Genomic DNA, 14,516 nt, shown 5'->3' on the forward strand with positions numbered 1-14,516 from the left:
GAGTAATTACTGTCCATTCTTTTTCCTATCGTTTAAAATGAAAGTATCATCTATAACTAAGGGAGATGAGTGAGGATGACAATTACATTTAAGAAGGTTGACAGCTCGAACTATAAAAAATGCTCATTATTAAAGGTGAATGATAATCAAAAAGATTTTATAGCTCCTAATTGGTATTCTGTTTTGGAAGCAGTTTATGAAAAGGAAGAGAAACGTCCTTATGCGATTTATCATGAGGAGGAAATGGTCGGATTTCTCATGTTATGCTATTATCCGGCAAGTGATATTTATGATAAGGATTCATGGTGGATGGACCGGTTTATGATTGCGAAGGATTTTCAAGGCAAAGGATATGGAAAAGCTTCTTTAAAGAAATTTATGGAAGACTTCCAAAAGAATTATCCGAAAGAAGCGTTACGTACATCTACCGTGAAGGAAAATCATGTTGCCATCACATTATATGAACATAGCGGCTTTCAGCGGACAGGTGAATTTGTAGAAGAAGAAGCAGTGCTTTTGATGGAAGAGTAGAGGAATGCGAAGTATGATTTTAAGGCTGATGATTCTATGAAATCATCGGCCTTTTATCAAGGAAAGCGTTCATTGCCTTGACGCTGTATTCGTGTGTCTATCTCTCCTGTCAAATAGTCAGCTGTGACTGGAGACAGCAAATAAAAAAGGGAAGCAAAAAATTTTTCAGGAGGTTTTACAATGGATTGGTTTCAACGATTAAACGGATATTTTCCAGTGGAAGAAATGAAAGCAGAAGAGCAATTAAAAGCTTTACTGGTGGATAAGCCCAATCATTATCATAAGGATGAAAGTGATTTACATATTATGATGTATGCGGAGTATGCCGATTTTGTTTTTGTTGACTTTTTATGGGTTTCTGAAAGGGCTCGGGGAAAGGGAATAGGTAAAAAGTTGATTCAACAGCTAAAAAACAAACGGAAAACGATTATTTTGGAAGTAGAGCCAGTGGATGAAAGGGATGAAGATACAGAGAAACGCCTGCGTTTTTATTTCCGTGAAGGCTTTAAGGTATCAGAAAGGATTTCTTATCGATTCCAGGCATTAGTATCTCATACAGAAATAGAATTGGATATTATGTACTGGGATGAACAAGAGAAAACAAATGAGCAATTACTGGATTATATGATAACTATTTATGAGGAAATCCATTCATACAAGCAGAAAGAAATCTACGGGTTTGATCCGAAGCTGACAAGCGATGTTTTGAGATTAAAGGCTTAATAAAAGAAATTTCGACATAGAGGGATTTAAATGTATATTCAAGGAATAAACCATTCTTTATTTTACAAATTTTGATGAATATAAGTTTGAATTATATACTGGAACGCTTCAAGGTCAAATTAAGTATTATTAAAATGAAAAGAAGCAAATAACTTTTTATCCGGAAAAGATAAAAAGCACTAAAAAATAAGCTGATGAAAAGAGTTCTCCTATATAAGGAAACTCTTTTTTGGCAAAAAAGCAGGAATTTAAATTAGAGAGCTGATTCTAATGGTATATATTGATTCAATAAATTAAAAAATTTTAAATACAATTGGGGGAGCTACATTGAAGGCAGTATTAGCAATTGATATGCAGAAAGAGCTGATTAATGAACAATATAGTCTAGGGCAACGTGTAAAAAATATGGAGACGGTATTAAAGGATTTTTCAAATCAGAATTTTCCTGTTTTTTTTATTCAACATACTAGTGAAAATAGAGAAGATCCGTTCTATATTGAGGGAAAAGGTGCAGAGATTTATCCGTCTTTTAAAAAATATGCTACAGAAATAATTCAAAAAGAAACTCCCAGTGCTTTTTACCAAACAGATTTATTGGAAAAGTGTCAGAAATATAAAGTGGACGAGCTTGTCATTATTGGCCTTAACACAGAATTTTGTTGTTTATTTACAGCAATTGCTGCATATGATAGAGGTTTCAAAGTTGTATTTGTAGAGGATGCTACTGCTACCGTAAATAATGGAGAAGTATATGAGATGTCAGACTTAGATATTCCGGATTTTATTGGAACTGTTTTGCATTGGTCAGGATCGATAGAAGTACTTGATATGGAAGAATATAAATTTTGGATACAGACTTGATGCATTAAAACAGTAAAAATTTCTTTATCGCACCTATCCAAAGGCATATAAATGAGTTCACCGGGCATAATAACCTTGATAAATTTTTGGAAAGGGGTTTGTCTGATGAACCAATTAACGCAAACAGAACTGGAAACATTGCGTAAGGTTATTGGAGAGCACGGGATGATTGTGAATAAGCTGGAGGCATATGCTGAACAGGCACAAGATCCGGAGTTTAAATCAATCCTGCAATTTGATGCGCAGGATGCTCGTAATGCACAACAACAATTAATGTCATTTTTACAGTAGGAGGGTGATTTGAAAATGTTTCAGGATAAAGAGATGGTAAATGATTATTTAAACGGTCTTAATGCAAGTTTGAAAGGTTACGCCGGTTATATTTCTGAATCGAATAACCCTGCGTTGCGCCAAAAATTTGTAGAACTAAGAAATCGGGACGAAGCACGCCAATTGAAAGTATATCAATATGCATTGCAGCATGGTTATTATCAGCCTGGTCAAACAGCAACACCTCAAGAAGTACAACAAGTGCAAACAGAATTATCTCAGGGCAGCTAATAGCTGAAAAGAGAGTGTGTAAAGCATAAAGTGCAGTTTTAGAATGCCTGAGTGCTTTACAAACCATTCATTATAAAAACGAGAAGTCTATATATTTCATAGGCTTCTCGTTTTAGTTATACTTTTTATTTTTTAGATCCAGCCTTTCCGATACGCTAACAGCATCGCATTCGTCCGGTCATTAACATTTAACTTACGTAAAACGGTGGTTACATGGTTTTTCACTGTTTTATCAGAGATTTCTAAGTTATTGGCAATAATTTCATTGTTGTTTCCTCTGGATATTTCAAGTAAAACATCCCATTCCCGTTTGGTAAGAAGACCATCCGGACGGGATTGTAACGTAGAAGATAAAGTTAAAAATTCATCGTGTAATGCTTTAGCTAACTCGGGGTAAACATAAATGCATCCTTCATTGATAAAACGGATTCCTGATATGATTTCATTCAGGCTCATATTTTTAACAAAATATCCATCTATATCAAATTCATACAATCGGATAATATCCTTCATATGCAAATTAGGCAGGATGATTGCAATTTTAACATCCTTTAATTGTTCCTGTTCAAGAATGCGTGTAATATCGTTGTATTGATAAATTGGGATCATAATTAAATCCGGTATATTTGATGAATTAAGTTGAAAATCATCCAAATCTCTTAAAGATAGGATTGAAATATTTAAATTTGTTTTTTCAGATAACGTAAATGCGTCAATAAAATTCAAAGTTGAATTCGAAGTTGGTGTCATACTCAATATTATCCTCTCCTGTCATTTGAGCAAGTATTTTCGTGATGTCAATATAAAATGAATAATTATGCGATGTTGATTCTTGAAGCTGACTTACAGGTTTCGACTAATCTGTTCGAGCTTTTAATACTATAAGGGCAGGGATATGGATTTTCAACTTGTTCATGATGAAACCTATCTTCAAATATAGCATAGGATTGTATGAATTAAAATCTTGTAATAGTTTTTTAATAAAAAATGATAGTTAAATCCCGGTTTAAAAAAGAAAAAGTACCTACCTATGCATGAATATCCAAGTAATATACTAATTATAAAACGAAACTTAGTTCAAAGGGTACGTTTTTTAATCTATTTTCCGGTTCCAGATTTAACCAGTAAATATAATGACGGTTATTTTTCATCATAATTAGCCATTATCCGTCATAATCAATCAGGAGGATCAAGGTCGTTTAAGTTGTGACAAATTAAGCTGCCATGTAAGTTAATAGAGCTGTTTATAAAGCTGGATTCCGGAAAAATAAATGTCCAGGGCATGCTAGAGTCTGGAGGCACATAAACTCTTTCTAAAGTGAATGTCTTTTCGGCTTTTACTGCGTTGTCTTCTACGTATTTTAGTGTGGTGTCTCCAAAGGAATACGCTTGGCCGCTATAATTATTTATTAAAACAGTAACCAATAAATCAGACCGGTGATTTCTTGCTTGCCATAAAGGGGTAAATGTTATTTGTTTACCGGCAGTATTCGGCAATACGAATTTTTGAAACGTTTGTTCAATTTTAAGACGGTCTGTATCGGGAAGCGCTTTATCCCATTTAGGGTCAAAAACAAGGTTCATAACAAATCCTCCTTAAGATACCTTGATTATATAAGATTCGAGCGTAGAAATAAATTTTTAGCGTTTCTTTTGAAAAAAAATATAATTCCTTATACACTTGTGGTACGATGAATGAGGTAAATTACTAGTTCGCTATTGATACAGGGAGGTTATAACATGGAAGAAGAAAATTTAGAACAAGAACCGGTGAAGCAGGAGGATATTGCTGAGGTCGGTGAAACGATTAGTATTGTTCGCGGTGAATATAAAGGTAAGAAAGCAGAAGTGCTTATTATCCGCGAGAATTCAGTTATTGTCCGTATCGGAAATCACCCATCTACAGGGGAACCGATCAAAACCGTAGTTAACCATAAAAATTACAAGAGAAAATAGTTTCGATATAATAAAAAGCTCTGGCATCGCAATGATGCCAGAGCTTTTTTATATATTAGAAAAAGAGGCAAGTTCAACATTTGTCGAACTCGCCCCTTGAAAATCCAGGTATGGATTCTTTCTTATTTGGAAACTGGTTTTTTCCATATACCAAGTATTAACGCTGAGATAACTGTACCAATAAGTAATGATAGTAAGAAGAACCACCATGCATTACCTAAGAAAACAACGAAAATACCGCCATGTGGTGCTGGAATGGTACTATGGAAGAATTGAGTCAATCCTCCAGCGATTGCAGCACCGATAACAGATGAGGTAATCACGCGTAATGGATCAGCAGCTGCGAATGGAATAGCGCCTTCTGTAACAAAGGATAGCCCCATTATATAATTCGCTGTTCCAGATTTACGCTCATCTGGGGTGAATTTATTTTTAAAGAACGTTGTTGCCAGAGCGATTGCTAATGGAGGAACCATACCACCAATCATGGCAGCTGCCATAAATGCTCCATCTCCTGTATCATTAAAGATTCCGATAGAGAAAGTATAAGCAGCTTTATTAAATGGCCCACCCATATCGATAGCCATCATGCCGCCAAGAAGGATACCGAGTATAACAATATTTCCTGTTCCCATACCTTCAAGGAAACTAAGGATGAAACTATTTAGCTTAGAAAAAACTGGTCCAATTGCAAAGTACATTGCTGTTCCCGTGGCAAGTAACCCGAGCACAGGATATAATAAAATTGGTTTAAGACTTGCTAAAGACTGTGGCAGATCTTTTAATAAGTGTTTGATTAATACCACCAAGTAACCAGCTACAAAACCACCGATAAGACCGCCGATAAAACCGGCGTCACTCTGTACTGCCATCATACCAGCTACAATACCAGGCATTAAACCAGGTCTGTCGCCGATACTCATGGCGATATAACCAGCAAGAATTGGGATTAAGAAATTAAATGCTGTACCTCCTACGCTGTTAAAGAATAAGAAGAATTCTGATTCACTTCCTAAGAAACTTTCAAACAAGAAGGAAATAGCCATTAAAATCCCGCCACCAATAACAAATGGAAGCATATGGGAAATCCCGTTCATTAAATCCTTATAAATCTTACCCCAGGCGGATTGTTTTTCATATTCGCCGTCTTCTTCAGATTTTTCCCCGGAGTCACGATAAATGGGAGCATCTTGCGCCGATGCTTTGGTAATAAGTTCCTCTGCTTTTTTAATGCCGTCTACAACCGGTCGCTCAACAACGTGCTTGCCATCAAAGCGGGCCATTTCCACTTTTTTGCTGGCAGCAATGATAACGCCGGAAGCACGCTCAATGTCTTCGTTTGTTAAATGGTTTTTCGTACCGTCTGAACCATTTGTTTCTACTTTGATGTCTACATTCATTTCTTTTGCTTTTTTCTTGAGAGCATCCTCTGCCATATAGGTATGGGCAATACCAGTAGGACAAGCGGTTACTGCTACGACGAAAGGTTTTTCATCACTGCTGGCAGAACTGCCTGATTCGGGCGCCTCTGCTTTTTCCTCTGTTGTATCCTCTTGTGTTGCATCAAGGAACAGCTGCTGCACTTCATCCGGAGTAGATGCTTCTTTCAGTTTTGCTACAAAGACAGGTTCCATCAACAGTTTGGAAAGAGCAGCCAGTGTTTGTAAGTGCGTATCGTTTCCGCCTTCAGGGACAGCAATCATAAAGAAAAGGTGTGCAGGCTGTCCGTCTAAGGAATTATAATCTACTCCAATTTTACTTTTAGCAAATAGAACAGAAGGTTCGGTTACTGCTTTTGTCTTTGCATGCGGCATTGCAATACCGTCGCCTAACCCGGTAGAGGACTGTTCTTCACGAGCCAATATAGCTTCTTTAAAAGATGCCTGCTCTGTTAAAACATTATGCTTATAAAGGTTTGCAATCATTTCATCTATTGCTGCTTCTTTGGATGAAGCTTGAAGGTCTAAGAGCATGACGTCTTTTTTCAATAGGTCGGTGACATTCATCTCTTCGTTTTTATCTTCCGCTGCTTCATCTTCCGGAGCATCTTTTTCTTCGGTTGCTTCTGCAAAAAGCGCTTGTACTTCATCTGGAGTGCCTGCTTCTTTTAATTTACCTGTAAAATCCGGTTCCATTAAAAGACGGGATAGCGCTGCGATGGTTTGCAGATGCGTATCACTTCCATCATCAGGAACAGCAATCATAAAGAAGAGGTGGGCAGGCTGTCCATCTAAGGAATCATAATCGATTCCTGCTTCACTTTTAGCGAATAAGACAGTAGGTTCAGTTACAGCTGCTGTTTTCGCATGTGGCATGGCGATTCCGTCACCGAGGCCGGTGGAGGATTGGTCTTCGCGAGCCAGGATAGCTTCTTTAAATGATGCTTGTTCTGTTATAATGCCATTTTTATAAAGACTTGAAATCATTTCATCAATGACAGCTTCTTTCGATGTGCCTTGAAGGTTTAAAATCATAACATCTTTTTTTAATAAATCGGTTACCTGCATGTTTCTCATCCTTTCTATTTAAAAATTAAATGGTTTCTACTTGGATTTGGGAACGCAGCTTTTCAATGGCTTCTGCAGTAGCCAGGTCTTCTGAAAAAGCAGTAGCGCTGCCAGAAGCAACTGCTGTTTTAAATGATTCGGCCGGATCTCCCGATTTTAAGAAGGAGCTGATAAATCCTGCAACCATGGAGTCGCCGGCACCTACGGAGTTAATCAGCTTTCCTTTTGGTGCTTTTGCTTTATAGTTTCCCTGTTTCGTGATAAGTAATGCACCATCTCCACCCATGGAAATAATCACGTGTTTTGCCCCTCTTTCTAAGAGCTTTTTCCCGTAAGCGATGACTTCTTCATCTGTTTGCAGCTTCACATCAAATAATGCTTCCAGCTCATGAATATTCGGCTTCACTAATAACGGCTGGTAGCTCAAGGATGCTTCAAGGGCAGCACCTGTTGTATCAATCGCAAACGCAGCACCTTGATCGGTTGCTCTTTGGATTAATTGCTCATAGAAGTTGTCTGGAAGGGAGGGGGGCTTGCTTCCGGATAAAATTACCGTATCTCCATCCTTCACTTCTTCAAATTGCTTCAGGAACCTTGCCACTTCTTCATCCGATAAAGCAGGACCGCGTCCATTTATTTCGGTTTCCTGATCAGCTTTCAGCTTAATATTGATGCGGGTATCTTCCTGGATATTAACAAAGTTTGTCCGAACATCTAATTCATCTAAAGCATCTTCAATAAATTTTCCGGTAAAGCCTCCGACAAATCCAAGAGCAACAGCGTCTGCCCTGAGTGCCTTTAAAATTCGTGATACATTGATGCCTTTTCCGCCGGGGAGCTTATAATCATTATTCATATAACTCAGCCCGCCTAAATCCAATTTGTCGACCGGAACAATATAGTCAATCGATGGATTTAAAGTGATTGTATAGATCATCTAATCTACCTCCAAAATAGTTGTGTGATTTAAATAGGGTTGGTGAATCGTTGATATTTTATCCGTAATAAACGTTACATCCGAGAAATTACATATTTTTGCGAAACTGACTTTGTTCCATTTGCTGTCATCTGCAAGAAAATATGTGTCTGAAGCTCTTTCAATAGCAAGCTGTTTCATTGTTGCTTCCTCCGGATCCGGCGTGGTACAGCCATATGTCATATCAATGCTGTCTACGCCGAGAAAGGCTTTAGTGAATTGATAATTCATTAAAGAATGTTGACTTGGCGCGCCCACCATTGCTTTTGTGGAATGCTTTAATTTACCGCCTACGAGATAGGCTTCAATTTGTCTGTCTGCAAGCATCGAAGCATGGGCAATACCGTTTGTTACAACGGTAATCGACAAATTAGCAAGATGCGGTATCATCTCCAGTGTTGTCGTCCCTGCATCTAAATAAATCACATCATTCTCTTCTAAAAGGGAGGCAGCATGCCTTCCTATATTTTTCTTTTGTTGACTGTTTTTGACTGTTTTCTCCTGATAGGTCAATTCCGCTCCAAATGTAGCGTTCAATTTTGCTCCGCCGTGGATGCGGAGCAGGAGCCCTTTTTCTTCTAGATGAGCAAGATCCCTACGTATAGTGGACTCAGAGCAGTTAAGTCTCTCGATTAAATCTACAGACTTAACTACACCGCTTTCATTTAGACGATGTAAAATAAATTGATGGCGTTCATCTGTCAGCATTACTTTCACCTCTTAATGATAGAATATCATTAAATTCAGTCGGAAACAACCAAAAACGTTCATTTTCATCGAAAAGATAAACATTCAGAAAAAAATAATTATTGACGCAAAAAAGAAATGGGTTTATGATAAATAGCACTTTCTGTTTAGAATTAAATAACATTTCCCACTAATTTAAAGAAAAGGAATTTAAGTGAATTATTAGGAGGTACGAAAAGTGAAAGAGTCAACAAAGAAATACATAATTGATCGAATGTACAAAGCATCACAAGGATTGGCGAACGCCGTCTTAGTGACGCTTGGTATCGGATTGTTGATTGAAACAATCGGAACATTTACAGGGTGGGAAGGTTTTCTATTGATTGGTAATGCAGCTCAGCTGATGCTGGCGCCGGCGATTGGAGCTGGAATAGCCTATCAGCTTGGGGGAAATACATTAGTTATTTTTGGAGCGATGGCTTCCAGTACGGTTGGCGCGAATGCTTTATCTATGACGGCTGACGGAAGCTGGACGCTTATTACAGGACAGCCTATCAGCGCAGTACTGGCTGCTGTTATTGCTACCTGGGTCGGAAAGCGTGTAACAGGGAAAACATCGCTTGATATGATGGCAATTCCGTTTTGTTCTATTTTTGTAGGGGGAGTTGCAGGTGTTGGTTTAGCGGCCGTGACAACCCCATTACTTGAGAAAATCAGTGCAATCATCGCAAGCTCTACTACAGGGTCTCCGTTTATTTCAGCGATTGTTATTTCATTAATTTGGAGTATCTTTTTAATGTCGCCGGCATCTTCCGCGGCTATAGCCATTGCACTACAGCTTGATCCCGTATCAAGTGCTGCGGCATTGATTGGTTGCACAGCTCAATTTGTAGGGTTCACTGCCATGTCGGTCAAACAAAACAATTTAGGTGCAAATATTGCACAATTCTTCTTAACGCCGAAAGTGCAGGTCCCAAATATTGTGAAGAATCCGCGCTTAGTTATCGGACCGTTTGCATCATCGATTATCTGTGCACCCATTGCTATTTTAATATTTGATTTTGAAGTACCCTATGAGCTAGCCGGTTTAGGATTAAACTCGTTTATTGCGCCATTAAATATTTTAGCCAACCAAGGTGCGGGCGTTTTAGTCATGTATATTGTAGTTGGTGTGATTACGCCGGCAATTATTTCTGTAATGACTTACAAGGCACTGCAGATGAAAGGCTGGGCAAAAACAGGCGATCTGCACATGGAAGTTCAATAAAGCTATCCAGGTTATATTGGTTTGGAAATAAAATTCAGAAAAATAGTATATATTTGCATTTAATCATAAAAGGCGAGCATTTCCGAAAAATGCTCGCCTTTTGTATGGGGAAAAAACACTTTATCACGGAGAACCGTCCGTAAAACTCCCGCCTCAAAATAAAGCGTAAAAATAAATTTATTTAGGCGGGAGATAACGGACGCTAACTCCCTGAATCACTCAGCTAACACTCAGTGGGAGAATTAAGGAAGCAGACTAAGTTCGCGACGTCCTGGGGTTGCGATTACTCACCCCACCGAAAACATTTGTCGCAACATCTGCACTAGCACATCCTGGGACTGGGACTGCGATTACTCGTCCCATCGAAGTGCTTTTGCGATTACTCGCCCCATCGGAAACATTTGTGCGTCGAAAGACTCCCACTGAGTGAAGTTTCGTTTTATCAAATTGCTTTCAGTAATAAACGCTTGAGCAGCGGAGTGAAATGCTCTGGCAGGGCGCTCACATCTGGAACCATGATGCGTTCTTTCCCGTAAATATTTTGCATCATTGTATCATCGTTTTCTTCAATCTGACCGTTTGCGAGAAACATTCCAACTACATCAATCTGATGCTTGCGGGCATCGGCTACAGCCTGATACGTATCCACAATGCCATTCTGGTCATAGCCGGAAGCTGCCGGCTGTCCGTCGGAAAAAATCAGCAGAAATTTATTTTTCTCGCTGCGGGGAATTAATTTTTTAGTGACATGACGAATACTGAAGCCATCTCGATTGTCTTCTTGTGCTTCCAGCTGCATAATTTTAGCTCCTTGCTCTTTATACAAAGAATCCTCCACAGTCTGGATATATTGCAGATAATTCGGCTGGTAGCTGTCACTCGCTTTATTGGCATCCTCCCAGAAACCGATGATTTCATGCGGAATGCGCAGCTCTTTTAACACTTCATGAAACAGGGTCACACCGCGTTTTGTTTCTTCCATCTTGTTCTCCATCGAGGCAGAGCAATCAATCAATAGGGTGAAGACCGCATCGAATTCTTTTGATTCCTGTTCCTTTTTATAAAATACACGTGGAGAATCCTCTAAAAAGATAGGAAGCAGTTTTTTAGAGAGCCTGCCAAATAATAAATCTGTTCTCGGTGTATCCTGTTTATGCTCTAACGTTAATTGAATGGTTTTGGCAAGTTTTCTTTTAAAGGGATCAATTTCCTCTACAAACTGCCGGTATTGTAATTGTTCATCCTCTGTAGGAGTCTCTGCATACTCTGTAAACATCTGTGCATGTTCATTTTCTTTCCCAAAGCTTGATTCACTACTGTTTTCAGAAGTGTTTTCTTCTTTGGTCAGCGTTTCCTTATCGGAATAGTCATTTTGTTTACTCTGACCGGAAGTTCCTTGAATCGCAGCCATTGCTTGATCGCCGTCTTCTGTTTCCCGGGCACCGCCGCCAAGCATCGAGGTTTTTGTGCCTTGCTCCAACTCAAATTGCAGAAAGTTTTGCTTGCGGTCATCATTTTTATTTTCACGATGCCAGGTAGAGAAGGTTTCATCGAAGTATTCATTTTCTTCATTTGTTTCTTCCTGCTGGTCGTCATTCACTAACGGATCGGTACGTGTTAATTCATCAAACAGCGTATTTTTTTCATACGATTCGACATGCCCGATTGGCAGGATGAAGTATTCGTGAATTGAATCTGTATAGCCTGCTTGCTGCATTTTTCGCATGATTTGTTCGGTCAACGCCACATTATCACGTGTATGCTTTGTCTCAAAGACGCTGTACAGATGCCCTTTTATACTGTCGAGCATCTCCAGCTGTGCTTTCTCCACACGAGGAAACCCCGGGTCTGGCTGATTGGCAAAAAGCAATAAATAAATCATACAAAATATTTCATCGGTTGCATAGCTGCGTGTGACATTGGACTGCAGCTGGGTCGTGAAATAGTGATGGAAATACGCTCGCCTGTAAGAAAAGTTTCGCTTCGTGCCCGGACGTTCTTTCCGGATTGCGTCCTCTAAACGAATGTCTTCTAATAATGTCATCAGCTGAATTGCGAATTTGGGAAGAAGGGAATCTTCCCAATCCTTTTTGAATTGCTGCAGGATTTTTACATCGGTCTGATGCAGGGTGCCTAATGTGCGCAGGATGACATCTGATTTCGCGCCCGCTTCCTGCATTTCAGCCGGGAGACGGTCCCAAAAACGGCCAGCGGTTACTTTGTTTTCTGTTATATCAATAAAGGAACCAAAGCTGGACTCGAATTGCAATTGTTCATTCTTCGCCAAAACAGTCGTTAAATCCTGCAATTGCATAAATAAATGGGTGTCAACCTTTGTTTGGTGAAATCGGTACATATCAAAGTTACTCCTCTTTAATTAAAATAACGTGTCTGCCAAATTCCCCACAAACGCTTTCTCACGATCTTCTTCGAGCTTATCCACAATACTGCGTAAAATAGCGCGTTTAGGCGGAAGATAGGTTGAGAGGTCGCAAGCATCCAGCAGGGCGCGGATAGAAGCAGCATCCTCTGACAATTTTCCTTGACTTACCGCTGTGATCAAATCATTGGATAGTGTCACAAAACGCCCAATCAGCTGTTTGTCTGTCAGTTTGGTCGATTCAGTAATTAATTGTTCCAGCTGTTCTCCTTGAATATAAGGTACGTCAATGACAATGAAACGGTTTTTTAATGCTTCGTTTAAAGGAACTGTTCCAATATAGCCTTCGTTGATCGCCGCGATAACGCCAAACCCGTCTGCAGCAGTCACAATCTCGTTGGTGAAAGGGTTCGTAATCGTTCGGCGATAATCTAAAACACCATTAATCAACGGCAAGGTTTCCGGCTTAGCCATATTAATTTCATCAATATAAAGAAATGTTCCCTGCTTCATTGCATTGGTAACTGGCCCCGGAACAAATTCAATTGTCTGTTTTTCTTCTTCATAAGCAAGCGTTTTGAACCCCATCAAGCTTTCTGCATCTAAGTCAACGGAACAGTTTACACTGTACATCGGCCGCTGAAAAAGAGAGGAGAGGGTTTCCGCAAATTTTGTTTTCCCAGCGCCGGTCGGTCCTTTTAATAATATATTTTTACCCATACTTAATGCGACAATGGCATCAATCAATAAATCATCGCTTGGCGGGAGGTATCCGCCGGAACGAATCAATTCCTCGCGATCCGTTACTTCTTTTTTATTATTTTCAAGCAGCTCTTGGACTGCCTCAGGTAATTGAATAGCATTCATTATTGTTTCTCCTTTCGAAATCCATTGCTGTGATTCCGTTTTATCAATGTCTTTAAATAGATATAGGCTCCGTTCACAATTGTATTACTTGTTCTCGAAAAATACAAAGAATGCGCAGTCGTTGCGATATGGCTGAGCAATTGCTAAGATAATGACAAGAATATAGAGACAGGTACCATCGATGTTTATGAGAATGGTGTCGGATAGGAGGATATATGGCAAAAAGGACGATGGCAATTCATTTAAATCTGGAGGATACGTATGTAGAAGAAATAAAAAAGGCTGCTCCAGACTGGGAAATCCATACAGGCAAAGAACTTTCTGATGATATTCTGAAGCAAGCAGAAATCCTTGTTAATTGGCGCAAGGATAAAGAAAGTACCTATCTGGAAAGCAATCAGCTGAAATGGGTACAATCCTGGAGTGCAGGGGTCGATTCGTTAAACTTAGATAAAATTGTGGAAAAGAACATTCAATTAACAAGCGCAAACGGGGTGCACAGCTATCCGATTTCCGAAACAATTTTTGCGTATATTCTAGGATTTACACGGTTAATTCATACTTATGTCAGACAGCAGCAGGAAAAAGTATGGCACCACGCAAAACTTCGCGGGGAAATCCATAACAAGACAATGGCAGTGCTTGGCACAGGGAAAATAGGACAGGAAACAGCTAAAATAGCAAAAGCCTTTGGGATGAAGGTGCTTGGAGTCCGTCATTCAGGGAAAGCTGCAGAAAATGTGGATGAAATGTATCAGCCGCATCAATTAGATAAAGTACTTCCGCAAAGTGATTATGTAGTTGTTACTTTGCCATTAACAGAGGATACCCATCGTCTGATTGGCGCAGAGCAATTTAAACAGATGAAAAACGATGCTTTCTTTGTCAATATCGGACGAGGGTCAATTGTTGATGAGAAAGCGCTGATTGAGGCGTTAGAGAATAATGAAATTGCCGGTGCCGGGCTGGATGTATTTGAAAAGGAACCGTTAGAAGCATCTAATCCGCTTTGGGAGATGGAAAATGTTATTTTGACACCGCATACCGCAGGAGCAACGGAGTTTTATAATCAGCGTGTGATTGAAGATATTTTTATTCCGAATTTAAAGAACTATTTAGATGGGAAAGGGCCGTCGATTAATCTATACCAGCATGAACGTGGTTATTAATAAATAATTCAAAAAAAAGAATATGGATAAT

General features: G+C 39.3%; 15 protein-coding genes and 1 pseudogene. 8 read left to right on the plus strand and 8 right to left on the minus strand.

Translation table 11 applies throughout. The features are described from left to right. Positions 1–75: 75 nt before the first annotated feature. The 5 genes from ACW0TQ_RS10430 (at position 76) to ACW0TQ_RS10450 (ending at position 2,676) form a co-directional block, all read left to right on the plus strand. Positions 76–531 (plus strand): GNAT family N-acetyltransferase, encoded by a 456-nt coding sequence (locus ACW0TQ_RS10430; protein ID WP_042533338.1) that lies wholly within the window; start codon positions 76–78, stop codon positions 529–531. Between the two features lie 180 nt (positions 532–711). Beyond that, a complete protein-coding gene (locus tag ACW0TQ_RS10435) occupies positions 712–1,254 on the plus strand; it encodes a GNAT family N-acetyltransferase (RefSeq protein ID WP_042533340.1) in 543 nt (180 codons plus the stop codon). A 327-nt stretch (positions 1,255–1,581) separates the two neighbouring features. Beyond that, a complete protein-coding gene (locus tag ACW0TQ_RS10440; protein WP_042533342.1) occupies positions 1,582–2,115 on the plus strand; it encodes an isochorismatase family protein in 534 nt (177 codons plus the stop codon). A 105-nt stretch (positions 2,116–2,220) separates the two neighbouring features. Continuing rightward, on the plus strand, positions 2,221–2,406 hold the full coding sequence (locus tag ACW0TQ_RS10445) for a hypothetical protein (RefSeq protein ID WP_042533346.1): 186 nt from the start codon (positions 2,221–2,223) through the stop codon (positions 2,404–2,406). 15 nt (positions 2,407–2,421) lie between these two features. After that, entirely contained in the window at positions 2,422–2,676 is a 255-nt protein-coding gene (locus ACW0TQ_RS10450; protein WP_042533348.1) for a spore coat protein, read from the plus strand. A 132-nt stretch (positions 2,677–2,808) separates the two neighbouring features. On the opposite strand, the gene ACW0TQ_RS10455 is transcribed toward ACW0TQ_RS10450, so the two are convergent. Beyond that, complete coding sequence (locus ACW0TQ_RS10455; protein ID WP_256706301.1) at positions 2,809–3,426, minus strand: response regulator transcription factor; 618 nt, start codon at positions 3,424–3,426, stop codon at positions 2,809–2,811. Between the two features lie 426 nt (positions 3,427–3,852). Further along, positions 3,853–4,260, minus strand: coding sequence for an SLAP domain-containing protein (locus ACW0TQ_RS10460; RefSeq protein ID WP_193065113.1), 408 nt, complete (start codon positions 4,258–4,260; stop codon positions 3,853–3,855). A gap of 156 nt (positions 4,261–4,416) precedes the next feature. On the opposite strand from ACW0TQ_RS10460, the gene ACW0TQ_RS10465 reads away from it, so the two are divergent. Further along, positions 4,417–4,632 (plus strand): DUF2187 family protein, encoded by a 216-nt coding sequence (locus ACW0TQ_RS10465; protein ID WP_042533352.1) that lies wholly within the window; start codon positions 4,417–4,419, stop codon positions 4,630–4,632. Positions 4,633–4,754: 122 nt separating this feature from the next. Here ACW0TQ_RS10465 and ACW0TQ_RS10470 read toward each other — a convergent pair whose 3' ends face one another. The 4 genes and pseudogenes from ACW0TQ_RS10470 to ACW0TQ_RS10485 all read right to left on the minus strand — a co-directional run bounded on the left by ACW0TQ_RS10470 (position 4,755) and on the right by ACW0TQ_RS10485 (position 8,823). Further along, positions 4,755–6,638 (minus strand): PTS fructose transporter subunit IIABC, encoded by a 1,884-nt coding sequence (locus tag ACW0TQ_RS10470; RefSeq protein ID WP_455725653.1) that lies wholly within the window; start codon positions 6,636–6,638, stop codon positions 4,755–4,757. Between the two features lie 69 nt (positions 6,639–6,707). Continuing rightward, positions 6,708–7,148 (minus strand): annotated as a pseudogene (locus tag ACW0TQ_RS10475) (PTS sugar transporter subunit IIA); the annotation flags it as partial. Between the two features lie 16 nt (positions 7,149–7,164). Continuing rightward, the gene (gene pfkB, locus ACW0TQ_RS10480; RefSeq protein WP_042533354.1) at positions 7,165–8,076 is read right to left on the minus strand and encodes a 1-phosphofructokinase; all 912 of its coding nucleotides are present in this window, start codon (positions 8,074–8,076) and stop codon (positions 7,165–7,167) included. After that, positions 8,077–8,823, minus strand: coding sequence for a DeoR/GlpR family DNA-binding transcription regulator (locus ACW0TQ_RS10485; protein ID WP_042533356.1), 747 nt, complete (start codon positions 8,821–8,823; stop codon positions 8,077–8,079). 217 nt (positions 8,824–9,040) lie between these two features. Between ACW0TQ_RS10485 and ACW0TQ_RS10490 the strand changes: the two genes are divergently transcribed. Next, positions 9,041–10,069 carry a PTS sugar transporter subunit IIC gene (locus tag ACW0TQ_RS10490; RefSeq protein WP_193065114.1) on the plus strand — a complete coding sequence of 343 codons (1,029 nt, stop codon included), beginning with the start codon at positions 9,041–9,043 and terminating at the stop codon, positions 10,067–10,069. A gap of 442 nt (positions 10,070–10,511) precedes the next feature. Here the strand turns inward: ACW0TQ_RS10490 and ACW0TQ_RS10495 are convergent, their stop codons facing one another. After that, positions 10,512–12,425, minus strand: coding sequence for a vWA domain-containing protein (locus ACW0TQ_RS10495; RefSeq protein WP_341172847.1), 1,914 nt, complete (start codon positions 12,423–12,425; stop codon positions 10,512–10,514). Between the two features lie 21 nt (positions 12,426–12,446). Further along, entirely contained in the window at positions 12,447–13,316 is an 870-nt protein-coding gene (locus ACW0TQ_RS10500; RefSeq protein ID WP_175297044.1) for an ATP-binding protein, read from the minus strand. Positions 13,317–13,531: 215 nt separating this feature from the next. On the opposite strand from ACW0TQ_RS10500, the gene ACW0TQ_RS10505 reads away from it, so the two are divergent. After that, on the plus strand, positions 13,532–14,485 hold the full coding sequence (locus tag ACW0TQ_RS10505; RefSeq protein WP_455725634.1) for a D-2-hydroxyacid dehydrogenase: 954 nt from the start codon (positions 13,532–13,534) through the stop codon (positions 14,483–14,485). The last annotated feature ends 31 nt before the right edge of the window (positions 14,486–14,516 follow it).

Source organism: Oceanobacillus sp. M60 (assembly GCF_053839645.1).